General features: G+C 42.9%; 18 protein-coding genes and 1 riboswitch. Of the genes, 5 read left to right on the top strand and 13 right to left on the bottom strand.

The window, feature by feature from the left end; all coding sequences use genetic code 11:
* Window positions 1–90 precede the first annotated feature (90 nt).
* The gene (locus tag ACFGVS_RS17775) at window positions 91–912 is read right to left on the bottom strand and encodes a phytanoyl-CoA dioxygenase family protein (protein WP_439694960.1); all 822 of its coding nucleotides are present in this window, start codon (window positions 910–912) and stop codon (window positions 91–93) included.
* A 125-nt stretch (window positions 913–1,037) separates the two neighbouring features.
* Here ACFGVS_RS17775 and ACFGVS_RS17770 point away from each other — a divergent pair, with 125 nt between their 5' ends.
* Window positions 1,038–1,934, top strand: coding sequence for an AraC family transcriptional regulator (locus ACFGVS_RS17770; protein WP_439694958.1), 897 nt, complete (start codon window positions 1,038–1,040; stop codon window positions 1,932–1,934).
* A gap of 5 nt (window positions 1,935–1,939) precedes the next feature.
* On the opposite strand, the gene ACFGVS_RS17765 is transcribed toward ACFGVS_RS17770, so the two are convergent.
* The 3 genes from ACFGVS_RS17765 to ACFGVS_RS17755 form a co-directional block, all read right to left on the bottom strand.
* Window positions 1,940–2,596 carry a response regulator transcription factor gene (locus ACFGVS_RS17765; RefSeq protein WP_090640188.1) on the bottom strand — a complete coding sequence of 219 codons (657 nt, stop codon included), beginning with the start codon at window positions 2,594–2,596 and terminating at the stop codon, window positions 1,940–1,942.
* A 43-nt stretch (window positions 2,597–2,639) separates the two neighbouring features.
* Window positions 2,640–3,422: a sensor histidine kinase gene (locus ACFGVS_RS17760; protein ID WP_090640192.1), complete on the bottom strand. Its 783-nt coding sequence runs from the start codon at window positions 3,420–3,422 to the stop codon at window positions 2,640–2,642.
* Between the two features lie 643 nt (window positions 3,423–4,065).
* Window positions 4,066–4,557 carry a hypothetical protein gene (locus ACFGVS_RS17755; protein WP_439694956.1) on the bottom strand — a complete coding sequence of 164 codons (492 nt, stop codon included), beginning with the start codon at window positions 4,555–4,557 and terminating at the stop codon, window positions 4,066–4,068.
* Window positions 4,558–4,948: 391 nt separating this feature from the next.
* Here ACFGVS_RS17755 and ACFGVS_RS17750 point away from each other — a divergent pair, with 391 nt between their 5' ends.
* Both ACFGVS_RS17750 and ACFGVS_RS17745 read left to right on the top strand, forming a co-directional pair.
* On the top strand, window positions 4,949–5,887 hold the full coding sequence (locus ACFGVS_RS17750; RefSeq protein WP_439694955.1) for a hypothetical protein: 939 nt from the start codon (window positions 4,949–4,951) through the stop codon (window positions 5,885–5,887).
* 1,366 nt (window positions 5,888–7,253) lie between these two features.
* The gene (locus tag ACFGVS_RS17745; protein ID WP_439694953.1) at window positions 7,254–9,083 is read left to right on the top strand and encodes a hypothetical protein; all 1,830 of its coding nucleotides are present in this window, start codon (window positions 7,254–7,256) and stop codon (window positions 9,081–9,083) included.
* A 52-nt stretch (window positions 9,084–9,135) separates the two neighbouring features.
* Here ACFGVS_RS17745 and ACFGVS_RS17740 read toward each other — a convergent pair whose 3' ends face one another.
* Window positions 9,136–9,693 carry a hypothetical protein gene (locus ACFGVS_RS17740; protein ID WP_090640216.1) on the bottom strand — a complete coding sequence of 186 codons (558 nt, stop codon included), beginning with the start codon at window positions 9,691–9,693 and terminating at the stop codon, window positions 9,136–9,138.
* A 197-nt stretch (window positions 9,694–9,890) separates the two neighbouring features.
* Here ACFGVS_RS17740 and ACFGVS_RS17735 point away from each other — a divergent pair, with 197 nt between their 5' ends.
* Window positions 9,891–10,637, top strand: a complete 747-nt coding sequence (locus ACFGVS_RS17735) for a DUF6794 domain-containing protein (RefSeq protein ID WP_439694951.1) — start codon at window positions 9,891–9,893, stop codon at window positions 10,635–10,637.
* 58 nt (window positions 10,638–10,695) lie between these two features.
* Here ACFGVS_RS17735 and metF read toward each other — a convergent pair whose 3' ends face one another.
* From metF to tsaE, 7 genes are all read right to left on the bottom strand, one after another.
* Window positions 10,696–11,652, bottom strand: coding sequence for a methylenetetrahydrofolate reductase [NAD(P)H] (gene metF, locus ACFGVS_RS17730; RefSeq protein ID WP_439694949.1), 957 nt, complete (start codon window positions 11,650–11,652; stop codon window positions 10,696–10,698).
* 129 nt (window positions 11,653–11,781) lie between these two features.
* Window positions 11,782–15,471 carry a methionine synthase gene (metH, locus tag ACFGVS_RS17725; RefSeq protein ID WP_439694947.1) on the bottom strand — a complete coding sequence of 1,230 codons (3,690 nt, stop codon included), beginning with the start codon at window positions 15,469–15,471 and terminating at the stop codon, window positions 11,782–11,784.
* A gap of 157 nt (window positions 15,472–15,628) precedes the next feature.
* Window positions 15,629–15,739: riboswitch (SAM riboswitch) on the bottom strand.
* A gap of 134 nt (window positions 15,740–15,873) precedes the next feature.
* Window positions 15,874–16,605 (bottom strand): Bax inhibitor-1/YccA family protein, encoded by a 732-nt coding sequence (locus tag ACFGVS_RS17720; RefSeq protein ID WP_439694946.1) that lies wholly within the window; start codon window positions 16,603–16,605, stop codon window positions 15,874–15,876.
* A gap of 151 nt (window positions 16,606–16,756) precedes the next feature.
* Window positions 16,757–17,740 (bottom strand): YihY/virulence factor BrkB family protein, encoded by a 984-nt coding sequence (locus tag ACFGVS_RS17715; RefSeq protein ID WP_439694944.1) that lies wholly within the window; start codon window positions 17,738–17,740, stop codon window positions 16,757–16,759.
* A gap of 87 nt (window positions 17,741–17,827) precedes the next feature.
* Window positions 17,828–18,505, bottom strand: a complete 678-nt coding sequence (locus ACFGVS_RS17710) for a M15 family metallopeptidase (RefSeq protein ID WP_439694943.1) — start codon at window positions 18,503–18,505, stop codon at window positions 17,828–17,830.
* A gap of 4 nt (window positions 18,506–18,509) precedes the next feature.
* A complete protein-coding gene (locus ACFGVS_RS17705) occupies window positions 18,510–19,736 on the bottom strand; it encodes an alanine dehydrogenase (protein WP_090640234.1) in 1,227 nt (408 codons plus the stop codon).
* A gap of 53 nt (window positions 19,737–19,789) precedes the next feature.
* Complete coding sequence (tsaE, locus tag ACFGVS_RS17700) at window positions 19,790–20,206, bottom strand: tRNA (adenosine(37)-N6)-threonylcarbamoyltransferase complex ATPase subunit type 1 TsaE (protein ID WP_090640237.1); 417 nt, start codon at window positions 20,204–20,206, stop codon at window positions 19,790–19,792.
* A gap of 230 nt (window positions 20,207–20,436) precedes the next feature.
* On the opposite strand from tsaE, the gene ACFGVS_RS17695 reads away from it, so the two are divergent.
* Window positions 20,437–21,222 (top strand): DUF1835 domain-containing protein, encoded by a 786-nt coding sequence (locus ACFGVS_RS17695; protein ID WP_439694941.1) that lies wholly within the window; start codon window positions 20,437–20,439, stop codon window positions 21,220–21,222.
* Between the two features lie 166 nt (window positions 21,223–21,388).
* Here the strand turns inward: ACFGVS_RS17695 and ACFGVS_RS17690 are convergent, their stop codons facing one another.
* Window positions 21,389–22,945, bottom strand: a complete 1,557-nt coding sequence (locus tag ACFGVS_RS17690; protein ID WP_090640244.1) for a glycoside hydrolase family 10 protein — start codon at window positions 22,943–22,945, stop codon at window positions 21,389–21,391.
* Window positions 22,946–23,243: the final 298 nt, after the last annotated feature.

The raw sequence follows: 23,243 nt of genomic DNA, 5'->3' as shown, positions 1-23,243 counted from the left end.
GCAAGATCGATAAGCGCTGTTAATAGTTGCTTCATAATAATACACTATAAACAAAAAGCTGTTTTTGCAAATAAAACAGCTTTTTGCTTATTACAACAGCTTAGGGTTCAGTTCAGAATCTATCAGCCCGCCAATAGGTTTGCCCATCAGCCATTTGTGATGATCATTTTTTTGCCAGTCGTTTTTGTAGGGCGTGATGCGTGCGCCATCGGCTATATAAATAACGGTCATTACTTCGCGCATTTTATCGGAGTTGTTGCCCGGCGCATTGTGAATAGTAAAACCCCGGTGCCAGGTGGCATCGCCTGCTTTCATGGTTTGCGCCCTGCTTATCGGGAAGCCTTTCTTTTTTACATAGTCGTCAAACGCCGACTCTGACTCGTCTGAGATTTCATGATTAAATACTGCGCCATTGGTATAGGAGTTTGATGCAAAAGTAAGCATGCCCATATCTACGTCAATATCAACCAGCGGCATCCACATGGTTACTGTATTATTGGTATCTATCGGCCAGTAATATTGGTCCTGGTGCCATGGGGTGGGGCCTCCGCCGGCTTCTTTAAACAAGGCCTGGTCATGATATAGACGTACATTTTCAACTCCCATCAGGTCGGCAGCAATTTTGGCCATTCGTTTGGCAAAAACAAAGCGTTTTACATTGGCATCCACCTGCCATAAGTTCATGATCTGTAAAAATGCCTTGCCGTAAGTATCTCTGTCTTGCAGTTTGCGTTTTTCGGTATTGTACCTTTCAACAGCATCTACAATCACCGGGCGGTAAACTATAGTTTCTTCTTTTGAAAGTATATTTTGAATTAAGGTATGCCCCTTTTTGCGGAACTCCAGAATGTTTTCTTCCGGTAATTTGATAAAATCATCCAGCGCTGACAGCTCAGAAACCTTTGCATTCATATTTTTTTTAGTTTATATTCAAAGTAAGTTTAACTTTAGCTGACAAAAAATGAAATGAATGGTGTAATTGTGGATTATTTTATCCATAACCTAACTTTTTAATAAATCATACGTTAAAATATGCAATGATAAAAGCCTCATACGAAGTTCTTCAGCCCTCTGTTAGTCAATCGTTCCTTGTCAAAAAATTTGATAAGCTGGCGTTTGACGCGCCTTACCATTTTCACCCCGAATATGAACTGACATGTATTTTAAAAGGGAGTGGTAAACGGTATGTGGGCAGCCATATGGAAGATTTTGTATCAGATGATCTGGTGTTGCTTGGCCCCAATTTGCCCCACTGCTGGAAACTGGATATTGCCAATGTTTCGCCCGAGGAGGCAAGCGCCATTGTAATTCAGTTTAATGATGCGTTTTTGGGCGACGACTTTTTTAACAAGTTTGAATTATTGCACATTAAAAAGCTGTTTCAAAAAAGCGGTTGCGGTGTAGCATTCCATTCAGAAACGCAGCAGGAGGTAAAGCAGATGCTGCAAAGCCTGGTTGAAGAAAAGAGCAATTTTAGGGTATTGATAGGCTTGTTGGAGATATTGCAGCGCCTGGCTTCATCTGACGAATATATTTTGCTTGATCAGCACCGCGTTATAGCCGAGCGTTCGACAGCCGAGCAGGAGCGCATTAACCCCGTATTTGCTTACCTGGTAGAAAATTTCAGGAAACAGGTGTCGTTGGATGCCGCAGCAAGTATTGCCAACATGACCACCAATGCTTTTTGCAAGTACTTTAAAAAAGTAACCCGCAAAACATTTATGGAAACTATAATTGAATACCGGCTTAATTACGCTATACAGCAGTTGGTGCAAACCGATAAGCCTATTTCAGAAATATCCTATGAAAGCGGGTTTGGCGATGTATCCCATTTTTATAAAATGTTTAAGGCCAAAATGAATTTAAGCCCGCTTAATTACCGCAAAAGATTTATGCGAAACCTTGCAGGCAGCGCCAAAAAGTTATCTGCATAATAAACTCAGGTTACATTAATTATACCGCGTTTTATTGCATATATTACCAGGCCCACAAGGTTTTTTGACCCCGTTTTTTCAAATAAACGTGCCCGGTACCCTTCAACGGTGCGTACGCTCAGGAAAATTTTATCGGCTATTTCCTGATTTGAGTATTCCTGGCAAACCAGCTTCAGTACTTCAATTTCGCGCTCGTTTAAATCGGCTTTGTTAGGCGCGATGCTTTCGGAATGGTCATTACCTACCAGTTGCTTAATAAGGGTGATTGACAGGTGCTCGTTAAAATAAAAACCCTTATTATGCACAGTAGATACTGCTTCAATAATTTCTTCCGGTTCGGCATTTTTTAGCAGGTAGCCCGATGCGCCTGCTTTCATCATATCAACAATATACTTGTCTTCGTTAAACATCGATAGTGCCAGTATCTTGATGGTTTTATGCTGCTGATGCACCAGAGCTGCTGTTTGGATACCATCCATTTCGGGCATTTTAATGTCCATCAAAAGCACATCGGGCGTTTGGGTTGTTAATAAACCCATCAATTCTTTACCGTTTGAAGCTTCAAGTATCAAGTCGAAATTTTCGCAATCTTCAAGGGTGGCTTTTAAACCATTCCTGAAAATTTTATGATCATCTACTATACCTAATTTAATTGTACCCATTGAATAACAAATAGTTGGCTAAAGATAGATTAAAGATACAAAACTAAACTATTTTTAATTTAATAGTGGTAAGACTACCACTTAATGGCTTGCTATAAATATTTATATCACCGTTTATAAGCTGTACCCGGCTCTCAAGGTTTTTAATACCAAAGCCCCTCTTAACTTCGGCAAGGTTAAAACCAATGCCGTTGTCTTTAAATTCCATCACCATAAAATTGCTTTCTTTGTTGATAGAAAGATGGATAACCGAGGCATCCGAGTGCTTAATGGCGTTACCAAAAAGCTCTTGGGCTATGCGGTAAAGCGTAAGTTCAATCTCCTGCGGAAACCGCTGATCGGGCATGTTTTTGCTGAACTTTACTTTAATATGGGTAGTTTGCTCAACCTTGTTTGCCAATGCCTCAACAGCAACCAGTAGCCCATAATCGGTGAGTACCGGCGGTAAAACGTTGTGGATAATATTGCGTATCTCCTGGATGCATTCGTCGGTAAGCCTGCGGGTATCGGCCAGGAGCGGCTGGGTGGCATCGGTGGTGCAGTTTTTATCCAGCCGATGCAGGTTGAGTTTTATGGCGGATAGCACCTGGCCCACGCTGTCGTGCAAATCTTCGGCCAGGCGTTTACGTTCGCTTTCCTGGGTTTCAAAAACGGCAGCCATCAGGTCGCTTTGGCGCGCGTCATGCAAGGCTCGCAGTTCAACCTGGTTTTTGATCATCTTACGCTGGTAAATAATCACGAAAAAAAATAAGCAGGTGATTAATACAACCACCACTAATGTGCCGATAATTAATACCGGGATCAGGTTGTTTTCTGGGGCTGGCAAAGTAGTCCTATTGAAAATAATGTGTTTGCAATTATGTTGGTAATACTGTTAATGATAAGGTAATTATGCCGATCATTTACCGGTATCTGTGTTAATAGCATAAATAAAAAAATATTAACCGCAGAATAGAACAATACCCCAGCATTTATCCAAAAGAAACCCTGTTTTTCAATGTCGATGTATTCTAAAGGATTTAGCAACTGGTAAAAATAAATCAAAGACAATATAATCAATGATATACTTAAAGCGGTATTTGATACCGTTGGATATTCAAACAAGTTACTGTTAAAACAAACCATTAGTAAAAAGGTGGTAATGGCAACTACAATGGCAAATTTTTTAAGTACCGATTTTTTATATAAGTGATAATATATGTATGAAAAAAAAATTAGTGAGATTAATACATTAACATGAATTACAGGCATGTTATTTTTTGCGCCGTTTTTTGCCATCAACCACATAATGGGATCAAAAGTGCAGGATATAACAAAGTAAACGATGGAAACTTTTAACAGTTTGTCAAGGCGTTTATAATTAAAAATTCCGGCCAAAACCGGCATAAACCCCGAACATGTCGAAGCAATATCCAAAGTAATATCTAAAGCCATTACCCTATACCCTTTTGCTTTGTTTATACTATTATTTATGATCCAGTTAAAATATTTTGCGGGCATCCAGAAGAGCCCGGGCATGGATGCGACTGATTCCCAACTATATCGTCACTTGTAGAAGCTGCCGTTAACTTAAATGTCTTTATCTCTGTAGATACGGCAGCAACTTCTTTTTTTACCTCTCCTGGTAATTGGTCCTGCCCATCTGCCCGCACGCCTGTTATCACAAATCGTTTTTCACCTTCGGCATTAGCAACAACTCTGATGAAGAAGTTTCCAACTGAAATCCAAAATTTTTGCCAGCCTGTAAGGTGTTGCTTGTTAGCGTAATAAATGCGAATGCCTAAGCAACCTTCTTGTTGTAGTATAGTATTCAATATTTTTTGCCCGAAAAATTGTGATACCACTTCATTGGGATGGCGATGACGGTGATTAGCGGTCCATTTAGCTGCAAGTTCAAGATCGATGGGGGCGCCTTCGTCGCCGGTAATTGGGTTAGTGTCTCTTGTTGGTTTGGTTTCCATGATTGATTTAGTATAGAGGGTTAGGAATTAGTTTGGCTAAAACTAAGATTAATAAGTTGTTATTTCAACAGGGATACAAGTTTTGGCTGTTACTTCAGTTCATGGAGTGTTTTTATAATTGGTTCATTTACAGCATACAACAAACTTTTTTGTTTTTTACACCGGGAGTATATTACGTATTTCTACGCAGCAAAAACTGTAGTAGTACGCAGGATGATATTTGGGGATTATCATAAAATTGAAATAACAGCCTGGAATTTGGTTTTAACAAATATTAACAATTATTAATCGGTGCGAAATGAGGTATTATAATAATTATATATTACATTGCATTTGTATTAATATACATCCATAAGTAATTAATCAAATTAAAAACCATAAACCAATTAAAATGAAAACAGAAATGTTGAGTACCGTGCTTGACCCTACCACTGTAGGTGAATTCATTACGGAAGACTATTATCGCGAACTTGCTCAGAACTTCAGAACTAAATTTCCATCAGAAGCCCGTTTTGTGAACTTGTCTAAATTGGCCGTTGAGACTGTTCTTAGTGACAGCAATGTATCGGGCATTAAATTCATGAATGGCCTTACTGATGTAAATGACCCATCATCAAGAATACTGGTGCTCATACCTGCCAATTACACCATGAACAACAGCCTACCAAATGCCATTATTAATAAGGATGGCTTTATCACCAATACAGGCGAGGTGATTTCATTAGAGAAAACCTGGCAAGTACTTTTTAACCACGTGCTTAACTTTAAGAAGCTTGATGCGGGCATGCATTACACAAAAATTAACCGGGGATCGTTTTTAGGCAGAAAATTATTGACGGCGCTTGCTGAAGAGGCTGGTAATGATAACTTAATCTATACTTTTGGATACAATATCGAGATGAATTATCCTTATAAAGCGCTAATATATCCAGAAACGAATGCTTTCTTAATAGGCGATCAATCAATGCCATGCCCTGGATCTGCCGGTTGTCCTGGTAGCACCAGTTCAGATCCTTGCGCCCTTACCCGTATAGCAACCAATTTTGCCGGTAAAGAAGCCGATAACCAGTTGAATGTACTCAGAGGTTTCAGAGATAAAATATTACAGGAAAAACTCAACGGCGCCGAAATTGAAAAATATTATACAATTTCTGCATCTCTGCTTGAAGCCATTGATAAGGAACAAAACAAGGCCGTTATATTTAAAGAAATTTATGACAGGTATATCCAAACGTCAATTGCTTCCATAAATAATAACGATGAGGTTACGGCTTACAGCCTTTTCCAGGAAGCAATGCAGCATTTAACGAATACCTACTTATATCAATAAATATTTCTTCCAGATAAAGAGAGCGTCTTTTCCGTAGGAAAAGGCGCTTTTTGCGTTTAAGGGGGTTCGCGTAAAGGCGCCGAGGCGAAAATTGATTTGCTTATTTTTTTGTTAAAAGCCGTCTAAATTTGATGTATGTATCTTTCAATACTTCTAATGAAGCAAAAAACCACGCGTCATTGCGAGTACATATCAGGATATCCCTGAAAAAAAATGGGGATGACGTGCAACAGATACGGGCAAACAAATGTTCTAAACTACCGTCATTGCTAGGTACGAAGCAATCCCGAACTATGTGGGACTTAGCATGTCTGGGATTGCTTCGTACCTCGCAATGACGGATTTCTATAATGATAATCAACAACTTAAAACCATGTCATTGTAAGGCGCGAAGCAATCCCGAACTATGCGGGATTTAGCTTGTCGGGATTGCTTCGTACCTCGCAGTGGCGGATATTTGATATTGATAGTCAATAATTTACAATCACGTCATTATAAGGTAGATATCAGGATTTTGCGAATTCCCCTTTCAAGAGGGCGGAGAGGTGTGTTTATGCACGTGCAATGAAACGCGGAAAAACACACCCCTGCCTGCGACCCCAAGCACTTCTCGCTGATTGTTTTGTTTTACTTAAAAATATTAACCCCAGTAGTGTACCACCCCGTACCATGGTGTACCAGGGCGTGCCACCCCGTACCAGGATGTGTCAGGGTGTATCACTTTTACCGGTACAGTACACTTTGGTGCTAAAAGAAACCTGGTACCGCACTTTCCACCCCGCCCTCTCTCGACAAGGGGATGAAAATACATCTGATAATCAATAGCTTATAAGGATGTGCTTGTAAGTTGTTGACTATCAGTGTTAAATATCCGTCATTGCGAGGAACGAAGCAATCCCCGACATACTCAGTCCCACATAGTTCGGGATTGCTTCATACCTCGCAATGATGGGAGTTTAGTACATTCGTTTAACTATATCCGTAGCACGTCATAACGATTTTTTTCGGATTTGACCTGATATGTACTCGCAATGACGGTCTGTTTTTTCTTTAGGAACCTCTTAGTGATCCCGGTAGCCTTTGCGCGAAATTAAATTTTCAATATTTCCCACAAACCCAACAACATTGTTTTAAATATCATACCTCCGCGTATTTCTACGCAGCAAAAACTGTAGTAGTACGTTTTCAATCGCGTACAATCATAGGGCCTAAAACAGTAGTAGCAACGTTGATAAGGGCTTTTTTTAGTGAAACCTTTGACATAACAAAACAGCGGTTCAAACAGCAGGGCTGTAAAAAGTTATGGAGCATGCCGAAAATCCAATCAAAGAGTAGGCGGGAAGAAAAAATCTAAAAACAAAAACCTATGAGCTTTACTATTAAAGGCAACCTACGCGGTTTGCTATGTTCTGATTGCGAGCTGCCGGTATCGGGCAACTCGGTAAAGGTTTACAAGACCTTCGATAGGGCCAACGAAACCCGCCTGGCCGTGGCCGATGCCAAACAAACGTTTCACCAGGTTACCGATGCCGAACTGAAAGAAAAAGAAAAACTATTTATAGCCGAAGGCAAACTCCAGGATAACGGCGATTTTGTGATTGAGATAGGTGACAAAAGCGGCTACGATGGAGGCACGGTAGATGTTGACTGGTATTGCGGCAATACCCCCATAAAAATAGGACCGGGGCCTAAAAAAGATCTTTCGCTGCAGTTTCATATTACTACCCTGCAACCGGCTTTCAAGCAAACCGAAAGCGGGCAGGTTGCTTTTTTTGAATACAGGATAGACCCTAAATGGTTTTGCCGGATCCTTACCTTATTAGATATCTGGGTGGTTTGCGGAATAGTTACCGACTGCGAAACTAAAAAGCCATTATCAGGTGTTAAAGTATTTGCCTACGATGTGGACCTGATACAGGACGATACTTTGGGTAATGCCTATACAGATAGCAATGGCAAATTCACCATCGTATATCCGGGCGCCAATTTCAGGCAAACCCTGCTTTCGCCATTTTTAAATGTAGAGTGGCCCGCCGGCCCGGATTATTATTTCAGAGTGGAATCTTCGTCGGGTGCCGTTTTGTTGCAGGAAGATCGTACCCGCGGCCGCCAAACCGACAGGCATAACGCGCATAATTGTTTCTGCGTAAAACTTTGCATAAAAGATGGCGGCATTTATACCAGCGATGTGCCCTGGTTTACATCGGTAGGCAAGTTCAATATCACCTCAGATATTGATGCCACCGGCAAAACGCTTACCACAAAATCGGGCGTTGGAGGCGTAGGTTATGGTTTCTTTAACTCGGTAAACCTGGTTGGCTATGCAACCAAAAAAGTACCGACAGCGCCTGCAAGCGCATTACACTACCGCTTTTTATACTCGTTGGATAACGTGAATTACAGCCCCGTTACCGCCGCCCAGATGGACCCTACGCAGCTTAAAGTTGCCACCCGCCAAATTACGTGGAATGGTGGCCCTGCATTTCAGAATGTAATGATAGATCTTGGACAGCCGGCATCGGTACCGGATAGCATACCGGCCGATAATTTCCCCAGCCCAATTGCCGATCACGTGCTTCATCCCGACGCCAATGGCTGGATAAGGGTTGATCAGCCTGCACTTGACAATGGTTTTTACGGCCCGCTGGTTTTACTAAACACCAATACCATTATTGGCGGTGGCGATGCCAGCGCCGGTTTAACCCCTGGCAGCCCGGTTGGCGCGGCAAATCAAAAAAACGGCACCATGCTGTATATTAAGTTTCAAACCACGGATGATCCGGCCAATCCTGCATCTACCAATTTAAAAACACAATCTATCATCGGTAAAATATATGTAAACAACTGGAACGAGGTAAGCCTGCTTAAACTGGAAGAGCTGTTTGCCGGTGGCGGTAGCGGTTGTACCCCGGTACAATCACAAGCCCATGTTGATTATACAGTTGACCATGAATTGATAGGCAGCTGGAACATCGGCATATGGTCGAACGCGATAGGTAGTGTATCTGGTTTACCATCGGGCAATGTGCCAAGGGGAGATGCCGCGGTATATAACCTTGCAACTGCAGCCCTGTCGCCGGCATTTAATACCTGGCCGTCATGCGCTTACAGTTTAACCCTAAACACTGTACGTAAGTTAACCACAGGCGACTGGAACGATTATGTAAAAACAAACCAGGTTATTTTTTGCAAGTAATTAAATCTATCTATACATAAGGGTATCGCTTAACCGGGATACCCTTTTTGTATTAAAACAATCGTAGTATATAGGAAAACTCATATACCAGGAACACAATTACCAGCACGGAGTGAAATACCTTATTATCCACCTTCATGGCAACCATACATAACACAAAATGACTAATGTTACGAATGGGGTATTCCAACGTATAGTGGCTGTAATAAGCCTGCCCTTTTATAAAAGTATCCACCATATCTAACAGGTAACTTGCCCCTAATATGCCGAATATCCATTTGCGGCGCGAATAAAAGTAATCTTTGTAATCCTTATAATCGTTCAGGTCTTCGGGGTATAGCAGGGCGCATACGCTGTAATAAATTACGATGTAAAATATCACGAAAAAATACTCCAGGAACAGCCAGTGTTTAATATCGTGCAGGTTAAACTCCCACCACCAAAAATGCAGCAGCAACAGGAACATGTAAAAGGCCCAAAGGTTGTGCACCCAATAAGGTTTATTGCGCCCCGGATGCTGAATTTGCTTAGCAGCCCCTTTGAGTAAATGGGTAATGCTAAGGCCCAGTATAATACCAATAACAGATTTGATGTGGCTGAAAAAATCCATAGATAGCAATGTGGATGGTAATAGTTAAATGTAGATATTTGAGAGATGGATTTAAAGCAAAAATTTTAATTGTGATGCGGCATTGCCATGAATTAGGATATTAAAGACAAATTGTTTAGCCAATTGGTGATTGGAATTATTTTTGGAAAATACCATAGATAAGACAGTAAACGCCATTTAATACAAAACGCTATGTTATGACGAAAACCATGATGCTGGGCTTATTATTTTTTGCATGTGCAATAGGGCTTACAAGTTGTAATTCTGAAGTACATAACGCTTCCGCAAGGCTGCCACGAAATTTAAGTGAAGCGTTACTATACCTTAAGCAAGACTGGCCAGCAAGTGACCTGGAACGTTTTAAAAAACAGCCAGAGCGTGATGCAGTAACTGATTCACATTTTGGGAAAGGTTTATGGATCAGGAACCACTGGATTAGAGGAGGACGGGACACAGCATTAGTGAAATACTTCGTCTCAATTGGAGTACATAGCGCCGATGACATGTCGTCTATAATTTTAACCTCGCTGCACAGGAGCCTTAATAAAAAGGATATTGACCTGAACGGACAAGTTGAGGAAGATAAAGCGTATTGGAAGCTTGTAATTGATTGCGCTGAAGAAGAAAGAAAAGAAGCAGTTGCATTCTATAGCAAATCAAAGGTCGGTGATTTAGTTAAGATCTATATGCCTGTCGACACCAGCTACAATAATATGAACGCTGTTCAATACCAATGCCCCAATAATGAATGGACATTTAACGCTCAAAAAGATTTATTCCTAAAAGGAAAGATCACTGAAAAATACTTCATAAATAGTCCGGAAAATGTGTTCGTCAAGGTTCAAATAATAAGTATGAGCCAAAGGGGCATCAAGATATTTTCGGAAGAGGCAAACGTTGGAAAGATATTGAATTTTGGCCTTGCCGGGTTGAGAATAAAATAGGCCATTGTTCATCCTTTTAAATAAAGCATGAACAACAACGTTTCAATCCTACAGCCCCCTAAAAAATCGCCTCCGCTATCCTCTTAGTCGGGCCTGCGTTGCTCATGGTGTAAAAATGCAGCACAGGCACACCAAAAGCCATTAACTCGCGGCATTGTTTTATCATCCATTCCACACCGATATCCCGCACATCTTTTTCTGATTTGCAGCCGTTAACCGCGTCGCATAAATCTTCGGGCATATCAATATGGAAGGTTTTTGCTAAACCGATTAACTGTTTTGAATTGGTAACAGGTTTTAAGCCCGGTATAATAGGAACATTGATTCCATTGGCCCGGCAATTATTTACAAAATCAAAATATTTATGATTGTCAAAAAACATTTGTGTAACGATGAAATTCGCGCCCATATCTACCTTTTGTTTCAGGTATTTAAAGTCGGTTTTAAGGTTTGGTGCTTCAAAATGCTTTTCGGGATAGCCGGCAATGCCGATACAGAAATCGGTTTTCAGGCTATCGTCGTTATGCTCATGCAGGTAAATGCCGTTGTTCATATTTACCACTTGCTGCAGTAAATCAGTAGCATAGTTATGGCCGTTAGGCGTTGGCACAAATGAAGCATCACCCCGGCGTGCATCGCCACGCAAAACCAATACATTCTCGATACCTAAAAATTGCAGATCGACCAAGCCATTCTCTGTCTCATCCTTGGTAAAACCACCGCACAACAAATGCGGAACGGTATCTACCTTGTACTTATTCATGATAGCCGCGCAGATGGCGATAGTGCCCGGGCGTTTGCGATAGCTCAGCTTCTCTAATAAGCCGTTATCATGTTGCTTGTAGATAAAATCCTCGCGCAACGATGTAACATCAATAAACGGTGGTTTAAACTCCATCAGCGGGTCAATAGCATCGTAAATACCTTGAATGCTCTGCCCTTTTAAAGGAGGAATAAGTTCAAAAGAAAAAAGTGTTTTGCCTTTTGCATTAGCAATATGTTCCGTTATTTTCATTGTTTGTTCTGGTACGAGTTTCTTATTATATCCGTCATTGCGAGGTACGAAGCAATCCCCGATTTGCAAATCCGCCCTGTATAGTTGGGGATTGCTTCGTACCTCGCAATGACGGTTTGTTTGTTACTATCAATAATTAATGTTTGGACCTAACCAGCGTTCAACCTCTTCTAAAGGAAGTTTTTTTCGCAAAGCATAATCCTCCACCTGGTCCTTACTTATCTTACCAAGTCCAAAATACCTGGCCTGAGGATGCGCGAAATAGAACCCACTGACCGATGCCGCCGGTGTCATCGCTAAACTCTCCGTCAGGTGCATTTTGGCGTTATCTTCTGCTTTTAGCAACTCAAACAGGGTTGTTTTTTCCGTATGGTCCGGGCAGGCAGGATAGCCTGGAGCCGGGCGGATGCCTTGATATTCCTCTTTGATTAAATCGTCGGTGCTTAGTTGTTCGCCCTTGCTGTAGCCCCAGTATTCTTTACGTACCAGTTCGTGCATTTTTTCGGCAAAGGCCTCGGCAAGGCGGTCGGCAAGGGCTTTGGCCATAATGCTGTTGTAATCGTCATGGTCGGCCTCAAATTCGGCAACCAGTTCATCGCAGCCTATGCCCGTGGTTACAGCAAAGCCGCCAAAGTAATCGGGCACGCCGCTTTCTTTTGGTGCGATAAAATCTGATAGTGCATAATACGGGTCGCCCTTAACCTTTTCGGCCTGTTGGCGCAGGGTGTGAATGCGGGTTAATAAAGTTGTGCGGCTCTCATCAGTGTACAATTCAATGTCGTCCCCAACACTATTGGCCGGCCAAAACCCGATAACGCCATTGGCGTGCAGCAATTTTTCTTTTACTATTTTGTTTAACAATACCTGTGCATCGTCAAAAAGCTTTTTGGCTTCATCACCCACAAATTTATCGGCAAATATCTTAGGATAGCTGCCGCGCAATTCCCAGGTGTGAAAAAAGGGTGTCCAGTCGATATATGGAACTAATTCTTCCAGTGGATATGATTCAAATACTTTGGTACCGGTAAACGTTGGCTTTGGTGCTACATCACCATCCAAACTGATCTGGAAGCGGGCCTGCCTTGCCTGGTCGATGGTAACAAAACGCTTGTCCGATTTTTTATTCAAATGCGCTTCGCGCGATTTGGCATACTCTTCCTTGATCCCTTGAATATAGGCATCACGGCCGTCGCGGTTCATCAGGCTGCTGCATACAGTAACACTGCGCGATGCATCCAACACGTGGATTGCGGCGCCCGAGTAATGCGGATCAACCTTAACAGCCGCGTGAATACGCGAGGTAGTAGCCCCGCCAATAATCAGCGGAATTGTAAAACCTTCGCGCTCCATTTCTTTAGCAAAATGGACCATCTCATCCAGCGACGGCGTAATCAAACCACTAAGGCCGATAATATCAACATTTTGTTTTTTAGCTTCTTCAATAATGCGCTGTGCCGGTACCATTACGCCCAGGTCAATAACCTCGAAATTATTACAGGCCAATACTACACCTACAATGTTTTTACCAATGTCGTGCACATCGCCTTTTACGGTAGCCATCAATATTTTACCGGCATTGGCACGGCTGCCGCTACTATCTTCACCGGCATCAATAACCCGTTGTTTTTCAAGTTCGATAAATGGCAGCAGGTATGCCACCGCCTTTTTCATAACGCGGGCTGATTTTACTACCTGTGGCAAAAACATTTTGCCTGCGCCAAATAAGTCGCCCACTATGTTCATTCCGTCCATCAGGGGGCCTTCTATAACCTCCAGTGGTTTGCTGTAAGTTTGGCGGGCTTCTTCCACATCGTCATCCAGGTATTCAATAATACCTTTTACCAAGGCATGCGATAGTCTTTCCTGTACAGTTCCTTTGCGCCATTCTTCATCGCGCACTACCTCTTTGCCTTTACTTTTTATGGTATCGGCATATTCAACAAGGCGTTCAGTAGCATCGTCGCGGCGGTTAAGCAGTACGTCTTCTACCAGTTCAAGCAGAGTTTTATCTATTTCCTGGTAAACTTCCAGCATGCCTGCATTCACGATACCCATATCCATACCGGCGCCAATGGCGTGGTACAAAAATGCGGAGTGCATGGCTTCACGCACTACATTATTCCCCCTGAACGAGAAGGAGATATTACTTACCCCGCCGCTCACTTTGGCATGCGGCAGGTTTTGTTTTATCCAGCGGGTGGCTTCAATAAAATCAACCGCGTAATTGTTATGTTCCTCCAAACCGGTTGCAACGGTTAGGATGTTGGGGTCGAAAATGATATCCTGCGGAGGGAAACCAACCACGTTAACCAGGATATCATATGATCTTTTACATATCTCGATACGGCGTTGTAACGAATCGGCCTGGCCGGTTTCGTCGAATGCCATTACAACTGTGGCGGCGCCATAGCTGAGGATTTTGCGGGCCTGCTCTATAAATTTTTCTTCGCCCTCTTTAAGCGAGATGGAGTTTACGATACCCTTACCCTGGATGCATTTTAAACCAGCCTCAATAACCGTCCACTTTGATGAATCGATCATGATGGGCAGTTTGGCAATATCCGGCTCGGATGCTACCAGGTTCAGGAATTTCACCATTACCGCTTCCGAATCGATCATGCCCTCGTCCATGTTGATGTCGATCACCTGGGCACCGCCTTCTACCTGTTGCAGGGCAACAGCTAAAGCAGCTTCATAATCTTCGGCCAAAATAAGTTTTGAGAACTTTGGCGAACCGGTGATATTGGTACGCTCGCCCACGTTTACAAAAATGCTATCGGGCTTTATGGTAACCGCTTCCAGGCCGCTCAGGCGCAGGTCGGGTTCAATTTGGGGGATAAGTCTTGGGGGGTATTTGGCTGCCTTTTCGGCAATGCATTTGATATGCTCGGGCGTAGTACCACAACAACCACCAACGATATTAACCAACCCGGCTTTAATAAAATCATCAACCTGGTGTGCGGTTTCATGCGCGGTTTCGTCGTACTGGCCAAACTCGTTGGGTAACCCTGCGTTAGGATATGCCGATATAAATACATCAGCCTTTTCAGAAAGTTCGGCCAAATGCGGCCTCATTTCTTTGGCACCCAAAGCGCAGTTTAAACCTACCGATAACAGGTTGGCATGGCGGATAGAATTCCAAAAGGCCTCTACCGTTTGCCCTGATAGGGTACGGCCAGAGGCATCTGTAATAGTGCCCGAGATCATGATAGGCAAATGCTTGCCCGACTCGTGGGCGTATTTATTGATAGCGAACAAGGCCGCCTTGGCGTTCAGGGTATCAAATATAGTTTCAACTAATAATAAATCCGATCCGCCATCAACCAAACCCCGTACCTGGTCATAATAAGCATTGGCCAAATCATCAAAGGTAACGGCACGGTAACCGGGGTCGTTAACATCTGGCGATAAGGACGCTGTACGGTTGGTTGGCCCGATAGCACCTGCTACAAAACGCGGCTTTGATGGATTTTTTTGGTTGTATTCGTCGGCCACTTCGCGGGCAATACGCGCGCCTTCATAACTTAATTCGTAGGCCAACTCTTCCAGCTTGTAATCGGCCAACGAAATAATTTGTGTACTAAAGGTATTGGTCTCGATAATATCGGCACCGGCATCCAGGTACTCGGCATGAATAGCTTTGATGATATCCGGGCGTGTAATATTTAAAAGGTCATTATTCCCCTGCAGGTCACTATGGTGATTCTTAAACCTTTCCCCACGAAAATCCTTTTCGGTAAGCTGGTACCGCTGTATCATGGTACCCATTGCCCCGTCAATTACAAGGATGCGTTTTTCTAATTCTTTTCTAATGTCCATTGTTGTCAGTTGGCAGTAGCCAGTTTGCAGCAGGCAGATGAAAATTACAAATTGTGGTGATTGTTCAAATCAAGAACGAAACACTGCAAAATGCAAACTCAAAACTGCCAACTATAAAAAAAGCTTACATCGAAAAGTCGGGTGTTCAATTGACTTTCGCTTATCTTTCCAGGGGCTGTTTAGCCGGCCGGGTAGAATGTAGCACCTTGTGAAGCACAGGTTGCTAAGACATCGCAGGGTCTAATCCCTCCGTCTTTCTCCATAAGCACTGCAAAGGTGCATAATAAAGCGGTAAAATGCAATAGTTTATATGGCCGGCTATGTGTACGCTAAGTAAATTTATGTGCATAAAAAAAGCTGCCTTTGCGGGGCAGCTTCTAAATAATAAATATTGGTTGCTTATTATCTTCTTCTGCCAAATAAACGCAGGATCATCAGGAAAAGGTTGATGAAATCAAGATACAAGGTTAAGCCGCCCAATAGCGCCATTTTTCCTGCAGAAGCATCGCCATATTCAAGGCCGGCACCAATGCGTTTCAGTTTTTGAACATCATAGGCCGTTAAGCCAACAAATACCGCAATGCCTATATAGCTAATAATGTATTCCAATTGGGTGCTGCCTATAAACATGTTAAGCAACGATGCTATAATTATACCTATCAGCCCCATTATCATCAGTGAGCCAAATTTTGTTAAATCGGTATTTGTAGTATAACCGGCAATTGCCATTATACCAAAAACAAGTGATGCTGTAACAAACACTCCAATTACAGAGCTGGTGGTGTAAATAATGAGAATGTAGCTTAAGCTAACGCCCATTACTGCAGAGAAAGCTACAAATAGCAAGGCCGCAACAGCATATGAAAGGCGCTGAAAGCCAAAAGAAATGATTAAAACAAATGCCAGCGGAGCAAACATTACTAATGTGCCTAAACCTGTATTACGGCCGGTTTCCGGGTCCCTAAGCATTTGATATAAGGCTTGGTTTTGAGAAAACACATAAGCGCAAATGGCAGATATGCCCAAAGCCACAAACATCCATAAAAATACATTGGCTATAAATTTACGCGATGCGTCTTGTTCTGTTATTTGGATTACATTTTTGTATTCGAATCCAGGATCTTTAATTTCCATTTTTTTATTAATAAATTAATACACGAATATACGAAGAATTGGTGAATATATTGTGAAGGGAGGTATCAGATGGCTGCGCATATCGAATCAATCCGGAAGTCAAAATCTTGCTACTTGATACTAACTACTTGCTACTGTCCTTAACTACTTACTACTTACTACTTTCTTCCTTTTTCAAATGCCCCTGCAATTGCGGGTTTTGGGGTGGTAAACTTTTTACATGGCGTTCTACCTCTGTTTGTTGTACCGATACCGCGTAATCTGCCGGTTCAATGTGGCTGCCGATGGCCTCGGCATATACCTGCGTAAATTCGGCACCAATGTATAGTATGGCAGATGTATAATAGATCCAAACCAGGATAACTATTATGGACCCGGCTGCGCCGTAAGCCGAGCCCTGGGCGGTGTATTGGATGTATAAGCTGATCAGGTATTGGCCCAGCATAAATAACAATGCGGTAAAAAACGCGCCCGACCGTACATCTTTCCATTTAATCTTTACATCTGGTAAAAACTTGAAGATAATGCCAAACAAGGTAGTTATCACAATAAGGGTGAGCGCGAGGTTGACCCCTTTCAGCAGAAACCCTGTTACAATTGGAAAAAAATGTGCTATCCTTCCCTTTAAAGCATCAAGTACGAGGTTTATTGTAAGCGTTGCCAACAGTAAAAACCCCAGGCTTATAATTAACGAAAAAGATACAAAACGATTTTTAAGCAATTGGACCCAACCACTTTTAGGTTTGGCTTTTACCCGCCAGATGGTATTTAATGAATCCTGTATCTCGATAAAAATACTGCTGGCACCCAATAATAAGGTAACTGTGCCAATTACCACAGCCAGGCCCGATTTGCCCGAGAGCGCCAGGTGCTTTAGTGCATCCTGAATTTGCAATGCAGGCCCCGAACCAACATAATGGGCTATTTGGGGATAAAGCCTGTCAGTAGCTGCATCCTGGCCAAAAACAAGGCCGGCTACTGATATTATGATGATTAGCAGCGGGGCTATGGAAAAAACAGTGTAATAAGCCAGCGAGGCGCTTAGTTTTAGCCCGTTATCACTTGCAAAGCCCTTGAAGGTAGCTATTAATACTTTCCAAAGCTGTTTTAAATATTCTTTGCTGATAACTTTCATGTTTACCATATTAATCATTTTATTGCCCTCCTGCGATTGGCGAGCAATTATAATGCCTTTGTCGCTTTAAATTAATTCCGGTTAAATTTATAATGCCGTAAACGGAATATCGGCCAGTTGATAATTGCGCCACCCGTCAAAATCATAATGCCACCACTCGGTGGGTAATATCGTAAAGCCATGTGCGTGCATAATTGTTTTAAGTAACTCGCGATTAGCCATTTGTTGTGGTGTTGCACCGGCGTAATTAGCCGACGCCTTTTTGCTGAAACTATCAAAGCCTGTGGGCATATCCAGTTCTTTTCCTGTTTTAAGGTCAATCAACGTGAGGTCGATAGCGCAGCCACGGTTGTGTTTGGAGCCGAATTTGGGGTTGGCGACAAAATTGATATCGGGCGTGGTTTCGTAAAATGCTACCGTGACCGAATATGGCCGGTAAGCATCAAATATTTTTAGGCCAAGTCCCCGTGTTTTTAAATCAGCCTGAATATCCTTTAAAGCTTTTACAACCGGCAGCCTTGCGTATGCCTTAGCTTGCCTGTACATAACCCGATGCATAAAGTTGTTTGTTGTGGCATAGCGGATATCCAGTTTTATGGCCGGGACGTATTTTATAATTTCAACCAGGCGCTTATTTGAATCGGCCCTCACCTGTGCTTTATACCCTGCAATGCCGCAAACGCGGGCGCTGTCAATATACTTATAACGCTGGGCACCGGCATTGAGGCTAAGTAAAACAAAAGCAAGCAGGCAATAATGCATCATACTATTACCTGTGCGATACGATGAGCAGGTCAAGATCTTTACATGGAATTGAAAACCGCTCGCCAATGTACTTATTGGTGAGCTGCCCCTGGTAAATATATACCGCATTACGTACGCCCGATTTTTGCCATATCACGTTTTTAATACCGCCCTGCTCGCCTATATCCAGCAAAATGGGGGCAAAAATATTGGTGAGGGCATAGGTGGCAGTACGGGCAACCCTCGAAGCGATGTTGGGCACGCAATAATGGATAACATCATATTTGCGGAAAACGGGGTGCGTATGGTTGGTAACCTCCGAGGTTTCAAAACACCCGCCCTGGTCAATACTCACATCGATGATAACCGAATCTCGTTTCATGCGGCTTACTGTTGCTTCGGATATGATACACGGGCTGCGGCCATCCTCGGCGCGGATGGCGCCAATGGCCACATCACAGGTGGTAATGGCTTTTTCTAACACGATAGGCTGCACCACCGAAGTGAATACCCTTGCTCCAATGTTGTTTTGCAGGCGCCGCAGTTTGTATATTGATGAATCAAAAACCTTTACTTCGGCACCTAATGATATGGCTGTGCGCGCGGCATATTCGCCAACGGTGCCCGCGCCTAATATTACAATTTCGGTGGGCGGTACACCGGTAATGCCTCCCAGCATCAGGCCTTTACCCTCAAAAACATTGCTTAAATATTCTGCGGCTATCAGTATTGATGTGGCCCCAACTATTTCGCTCATGGCCCTTACCACGGTTAACGAGCCGCCTTCATCAAGTAAATGCTCAAAACACAGGGCGGTAACATTTTTTTTCATGAGGGCATGCAGACTATCGGCCTTAAGGGTGGCGAGCTGCAAGGCCGAGATCAGGATCTGGCCATGTTTCATCATTTCAATTTCCTGCACCATAGGCGGTGCAATTTTAATGATGATATCGGCCTCGTAAACCGCTTTGGTATCATAAACAATCAGTGCACCCTGCTCGCTGTAATCCTTATCGCTAAAATTGGCTGCCTGCCCGGCATTGCTTTCCAGCATTACCTGGTGCCCGTTATTAACCAACAACGCAACTGAAAGGGGGGTAAGCGGAATCCTGTTTTCCTGGAAGGAAATTTCCTTGGGAATGCCAATAAATAATTGATTCTTTTTGGTTTTAACCTCCAGCATTGATTCCTGGGGTTGCATCATGGCCTGTTTGGCAACATCCGAAAACCCACTGTATTTCCCTGAACTCATGTATATGTTTTTTTCTGGCTGATGAAGATAAGAAAAAAGGATGTATCCTAAAACTAAATATTTTCGACGCCGACCTGCCTTGCGCCATCGTCCAACACCTTAATGGTTATGTTTGAATAATGTGGGGGCAACAGGTCTGGGATTTTTTCCGGCCATTCAATAAAGCAGTAGGCGCCCCCGTAAAAATATTCTTCATAGCCCATATCCAGCGCTTCGGTTTGATTTTTAAGGCGATAAAAATCAAAGTGATAAATTTTATCTTTTGCGGTATGGTACTCGTTAACGATAGAAAAGGTAGGGCTGCTGATATTATCAGTGGTATCCAGCGCCTTGCATAATTCTTTGATCAGTGTGGTTTTACCCGCGCCCATATCGCCGTAAAATAAAAAAATACGGTTATTGCCGGCATGCTCAATAATAGCCCGGGCTGCCTGGGGTAAGTTGGATATAGATGGAATGGTTAGTTGCATAGGCCCCCTCTAAATCTCCCCCGGTAGGGGAGACTTTTAGTTAGTCTTTTAGTTTTTATTAAGCCCTCCCTTCCGGGGAGGGTTTGGGTGGGGCTAATTTAATCAAATATTCCCAAACAAAAATTTCAAAAATCTATTGAACGCTTTAATCAACATGGCCAACAAAAATATTTAAAAAAAAACGCATCAATCTATAACAAAACCTGTTGTTTTGTATATAACCAGCTACTATGAGTAACATTCTTCATATCCTTAACGGCGATTCAACGCTGCATAGCTTTAACCAAACCGGCCTTGATGGCGATGTAATGGTTTGGCGCGAGGTTTTATCCGAAGGTCCATTGCAGGAAAACATCTCGTCGGGCACTTTCTGGAGCAATCGATCCAGGTGGATCAAGAAAACTTTTAACGAGCCGGAAGAAGAATATCAGCATAAGGTGATTGACGAACTGGGTAAACTAAACGGCCAGTATGATGAGGTTAACCTTTGGTTTGAGTTCGACCTGCATTGCCAGGTAAACCTGTTGGGCGTAATGTGCATGCTTAACCAGCAAACCAATATGTCGGCGCCTGCTGTATTCCTGATTTGCCCCAACGATTTTCCCGGCATCGACGATTTTAGAGGCATTGGCCAGTTAAGCGGCGATCAACTGGAAGACCTGTATGACAGCCGCGAACAATTGAGCGACTGGGAATTCGAGCTGGCGGCCGAAGCCTGGCCTTTATACGTTAACGGCAATGCCGATGAATTGGAACAATGGCTTAATGAAAATTCCTTCTGGGGCGCGTTACACCTGTTGAAGCCGGCGCTACTTGCGCATTTAAAACGCTTACGGCTAAATGCAAACGGCCTAAATCACATTGAACAAAAGCTGCTTGACATTTATAACAGCGGTGTAAAAACCAAGCCCGAAATGTACCATGCATTTTGGTCGACAGAAAAAATATATGGCATGGGCGATAGCGAGATAGATATTTATCTTGAACGGCTTAGTCAAAAGCAGTTCATCAATTAATCCGCCGGTGTGCCCGCAATGTTATCAAATTAACAACGATTTTAATATTGGACACTGAATGTCCAATATCGAATAATGAAGGCAAACTTCGATGTCGGACATTCGAAATTCGTTATTCTATATTATTTGTGCTTACTTTTTTTACCTAATGACATTAGGCTTACTCCTACGGCACCGTGACCGCTATGGTTGGCGACCGCTCACTTTCGTTCTTCATCCTGTCAAGCGCCGTTACTACATAAAAATAGGTTTTTCCTTTTTGTACGGCAGTATCATCATAAGCGGGATTGGCATTGTATTGAATTTTGAGAATGTTTTTCGGATCGTCGATATTTATTTTCTCGTTATCAAAACGGTATATCACGTAGCCGTAAACAGGTTCTTCGTCTTTAGCCAGTGCCGGGGCTTGCCACCTTACAGCTACGCCACCTTTTAAGCCCGGGCGGGCCGTAACATTTTGAGGCGGATTGGGCGCTATCGAATCGCGCCAGAGCATTACCGGTGGGAGGGCAGGGTACCGGTAATAATTATCCCGCAACGAATCGGTTATGCCCAGGGGGTTATTTGTAAGCGAACTGGAACTAAAATACACACTACCCTGCACCCTCGGGTTATTCCTGATGAGGGTTATCTGGTTGGGCAGCTGGTCTGGGTTTTTAAAGGCCAGGGTTTTACGTTCGTTAATACGGTAGGCGGCCTGGCCTATATAAAGATGCCTGCCATAGGTATTATCGCTCCACCAGCTTAATAATTTATCAAAAGCGGCAGCCCGGTTGCCAATTGGCCAGTATAGCTGCGGGTTTATATAATCAATCCAACCTTCTTCCATCCATTTGCGTGAGTCGGCGTAGTTTTCGTAATAGGATGAGCCGCCATTGGTTTCAGATCCCTCGTCATTTTGTGACTTATTGGCCCAGATGCCAAAGGGGCTGATGCCGAATTTAATGTTAGGATCATGCGCGTGTACACTGTCGGCAATCATCTTTATCAGCAGGTCAACATTGTGGCGGCGCCAGTCTTTTATATTATCAAACCCCTGCCCGTATTTGGCATAGGTACCCTCATCGTTTATTTTTTGGCCGGCAATAGGGTATGGATAAAAATAATCGTCCATGTGTACACCGTCTATGTCATAATTATCTACCACATCTAATATTACTTGCACAATATAGTCGCGCACTTCGGGCAGGCCGGGGTTAAAAGTTTTGATGCCCCCATAAGTAAAAAACCAGTCTGGTTTTATACGGGTAATATGCTGCGGACTTAGCAAAGCAAAATTGCCATCAAAAGTAGCCCTGTACGGATTAAACCAGGCATGCAGTTCCATGCCGCGTTTGTGGGCTTCGGTAATGGCAAATTCCAGCGGATCGTAACCCGGATTTTGGCCTTGTCTGCCGGTTAAATATTTTGACCATGGTTCGCGGCCTTTGGCATAAAGGGCATCGGCGGCGGGCCTTACCTGTAGCATAATGGCATTAATCCCGGTTTCCTGGTGCGAATTCAGGATATCCAGCAATTGTTGCTTTTGCTTTTCCATGGTAAGTTTGGTACTTGTTGGCCAGTCGATATTGACAACAGTAGCTATCCAAACGCCCCTGAATTCGCGCTTGGGTTGGGTTTTAACAGCGGCCGGGGCATTAGCCGGTTCGGCCGGCTGCGCACTAACGCTTGTTATAATAAACAGGGTAAATATCAATAGTAAAATATAGCGGGATATATGCATTAAAGCCGATTTATTAAAGCTGCAAAGATATAAAACTCACATTGCAGGTGTTTTATTATAACTTATAAAATTTGCTTGCATGTTGTGTTTTTGGCATTTTGTGCTTAATTTTAGCCGTCACCAATACATTTTTCAACCTGCATTTTTTTGAAAATCATATTTTTAACCTTTTTACGTTTAATATCGCTAAAGAGTTAACCACAAAAAAAACAGTTAACATTGCAATAAAAGCATGTAATATCAATTAATATGAATATGCTTGTACATTAACATCCCGGTTAAACGGTAAATTTTTAAA

Source organism: Mucilaginibacter sediminis, assembly GCF_051903035.1.
In the GTDB taxonomy this organism is placed as follows: domain Bacteria; phylum Bacteroidota; class Bacteroidia; order Sphingobacteriales; family Sphingobacteriaceae; genus Mucilaginibacter.
This window is presented reverse-complemented; position numbering and strand designations above follow the sequence as displayed.

Bases quoted from the DNA above. Each gene is read 5' to 3' on its own strand.
- ACFGVS_RS17695 (WP_439694941.1), top strand. From the start codon at position 20,437: ATGAGTAACATTCTTCATATCCTTAACGGCGATTCAACGCTGCATAGC.
- ACFGVS_RS17750 (WP_439694955.1), top strand. From the start codon at position 4,949: ATGAAAACAGAAATGTTGAGTACCGTGCTTGACCCTACCACTGTAGGT.
- ACFGVS_RS17705 (WP_090640234.1), bottom strand. From the start codon at position 19,736: ATGAGTTCAGGGAAATACAGTGGGTTTTCGGATGTTGCCAAACAGGCC.
- ACFGVS_RS17755 (WP_439694956.1), bottom strand. From the start codon at position 4,557: ATGGAAACCAAACCAACAAGAGACACTAACCCAATTACCGGCGACGAA.
- tsaE (WP_090640237.1), bottom strand. From the start codon at position 20,206: ATGCAACTAACCATTCCATCTATATCCAACTTACCCCAGGCAGCCCGG.
- ACFGVS_RS17690 (WP_090640244.1), bottom strand. From the start codon at position 22,945: ATGCATATATCCCGCTATATTTTACTATTGATATTTACCCTGTTTATT.
- ACFGVS_RS17745 (WP_439694953.1), top strand. From the start codon at position 7,254: ATGAGCTTTACTATTAAAGGCAACCTACGCGGTTTGCTATGTTCTGAT.
- ACFGVS_RS17735 (WP_439694951.1), top strand. From the start codon at position 9,891: ATGACGAAAACCATGATGCTGGGCTTATTATTTTTTGCATGTGCAATA.
- metH (WP_439694947.1), bottom strand. From the start codon at position 15,471: ATGGACATTAGAAAAGAATTAGAAAAACGCATCCTTGTAATTGACGGG.
- metF (WP_439694949.1), bottom strand. From the start codon at position 11,652: ATGAAAATAACGGAACATATTGCTAATGCAAAAGGCAAAACACTTTTT.
- ACFGVS_RS17715 (WP_439694944.1), bottom strand. From the start codon at position 17,740: ATGAAAGTTATCAGCAAAGAATATTTAAAACAGCTTTGGAAAGTATTA.
- ACFGVS_RS17710 (WP_439694943.1), bottom strand. From the start codon at position 18,505: ATGATGCATTATTGCCTGCTTGCTTTTGTTTTACTTAGCCTCAATGCC.
- ACFGVS_RS17770 (WP_439694958.1), top strand. From the start codon at position 1,038: ATGATAAAAGCCTCATACGAAGTTCTTCAGCCCTCTGTTAGTCAATCG.
- ACFGVS_RS17740 (WP_090640216.1), bottom strand. From the start codon at position 9,693: ATGGATTTTTTCAGCCACATCAAATCTGTTATTGGTATTATACTGGGC.
- ACFGVS_RS17765 (WP_090640188.1), bottom strand. From the start codon at position 2,596: ATGGGTACAATTAAATTAGGTATAGTAGATGATCATAAAATTTTCAGG.
- ACFGVS_RS17775 (WP_439694960.1), bottom strand. From the start codon at position 912: ATGAATGCAAAGGTTTCTGAGCTGTCAGCGCTGGATGATTTTATCAAA.
- ACFGVS_RS17720 (WP_439694946.1), bottom strand. From the start codon at position 16,605: ATGGAAATTAAAGATCCTGGATTCGAATACAAAAATGTAATCCAAATA.